This is a genomic window from Mesorhizobium sp. M7A.F.Ca.CA.001.10.2.1 (assembly GCF_003998575.1).
GTDB lineage: Bacteria > Pseudomonadota > Alphaproteobacteria > Rhizobiales > Rhizobiaceae > Mesorhizobium.
Genome location: NZ_RZQY01000979.1, coordinates 1 through 1,551, shown reverse-complemented (window position 1 = coordinate 1,551; position 1,551 = coordinate 1). Strand labels below are relative to the sequence as shown.

Below are 1,551 nucleotides of genomic sequence, written 5' to 3'. Positions count from 1 at the left end.
GCCCTGCCGCCTACAGCGACGCGGCCGGCGGCAAGCGCGTCACCGAAAGCGTGATCGCATCGGGTGCCGACATCATCTTCGGCCAAGGCAACGGTTCGAGCTTCGGCATGCTGCAGGCGGTCGAGACGACCAAGGCAGCCGATGGCGGCAAGGTCTATTTCATCGACGTCATCGGCGACAAGTCACCGATCGACAAGGGCTTCCTGCTGTCGTCGGTGGTGTGGAACATCGAGCCGGTCTATGCGGCGATGATTGCCGACCTGAAGGCCGACACGTTCGGCACCAAACACTATACGATCGGCCTCAAGGACGACTCGGTCAAGCTGCTGAAGACCGCTGCGATCCCGGACAATGCCTGGACGGAAATCCAGGCGCTGCGCGAGGACGTCATTTCCGGCAAGATCAAGGTTGAGCCGGTCTATGACGCGGCCGCCGTCAGGGCATTGATGACCAGCGTCGCCCAGTAAGGCGATCACGGCCGGCTGCCGGAGGGGTGATCCGTTCACCCCTCCGGACGATTCCCGTTTTTTTGGTGCTGGGCTTTCATGAGCGGTTTTTCTTCATCGTCCGTTGCAGGGCGCGACATCGTCGCGCTTGAAGGCGTGACCAAACGGTTCCCCGGCATCGTTGCCAATGACAGCGTCGACCTGTCGATCCGCCCGGGCGAAGTGCATGTGCTATTGGGCGAGAACGGCGCTGGAAAATCGACACTGATCGGCATGTTGTCCGGCCTGCAGCAGCCGGACGAAGGACGCATACTGGTCGACGGCAAACCGACGCCGATCACCTCGCCGCGCCATGCGCTGACACTCGGCATCGGCACTGTATTCCAGCACATGATGCTGGTGCCGACGCTGACGGTGGCGGAAAATCTCCTGCTTGGCGGGCCGTGGTGGCAGCGCCCCAGGACCGAGGAACTGGCGGCGCGCGTCGCCGAGATCACCGGCACGCTCGGCATCACCGTCAAGCTTCAAGCCAAGGTATCGGAGTTGTCGCTCGGCGAGCAGCAGCAGGTCGAGATTCTGCGCGCGATGCTGCGCAACAGCCGGCTGCTCATCCTTGACGAGTCCACCTCCATGCTGACGCCGAAAGGCATCGACGAACTCGGCGCACTGATGCGCCGCCTTGTCGAGCAGGGCCTGGCGATCGTCTTCATCACCCACAAGCTCAAGGAGGCGGCTGCCTTCGGCGATCGCATCTCGGTGCTGAAGCTCGGCCGCAAGGTCGGCGAGATCCCGCCCGAGCGGTTTCGCGCGCTGGGCGAACAGGAGATCGTCTCGGAGATCGTGGAATTGATGTTCGGCAAGCAGAAGGATGATCCGGAAGCCGTCGAGCGTCCGGTCCGCACTGCCCGAGCAGAAGCGGCCCCGCTGCTTCAGGTCGCAGATCTGGCGGTCGCGCCGACGGACAATGCGCCGGGCCTGTCGTCGATCTCCTTCGACATCCGCCCGGGCGAGATCCTGGGCATTGCCGGCATCGACGGCAACGGCCAGAAGCAACTGGCGGAAGCGCTGGCCGGCCAGCGTACAGCTGCCGGCGGCTCGATACGGC

The 1,551-nt window shown here is 64.0% G+C and carries 2 protein-coding genes; both read left to right on the top strand.

From position 1 onward, the window contains the following. On the top strand, nucleotides 1-467 hold a 467-nt coding region (locus tag EN964_RS34155; RefSeq protein WP_127277413.1), incomplete at its 5' end, for a BMP family protein. 78 nt (nucleotides 468-545) lie between these two features. Further along, nucleotides 546-1,551, top strand: a 1,006-nt coding sequence (locus EN964_RS34150; protein WP_127277411.1) for an ATP-binding cassette domain-containing protein, incomplete at its 3' end; no start/stop codon positions are given.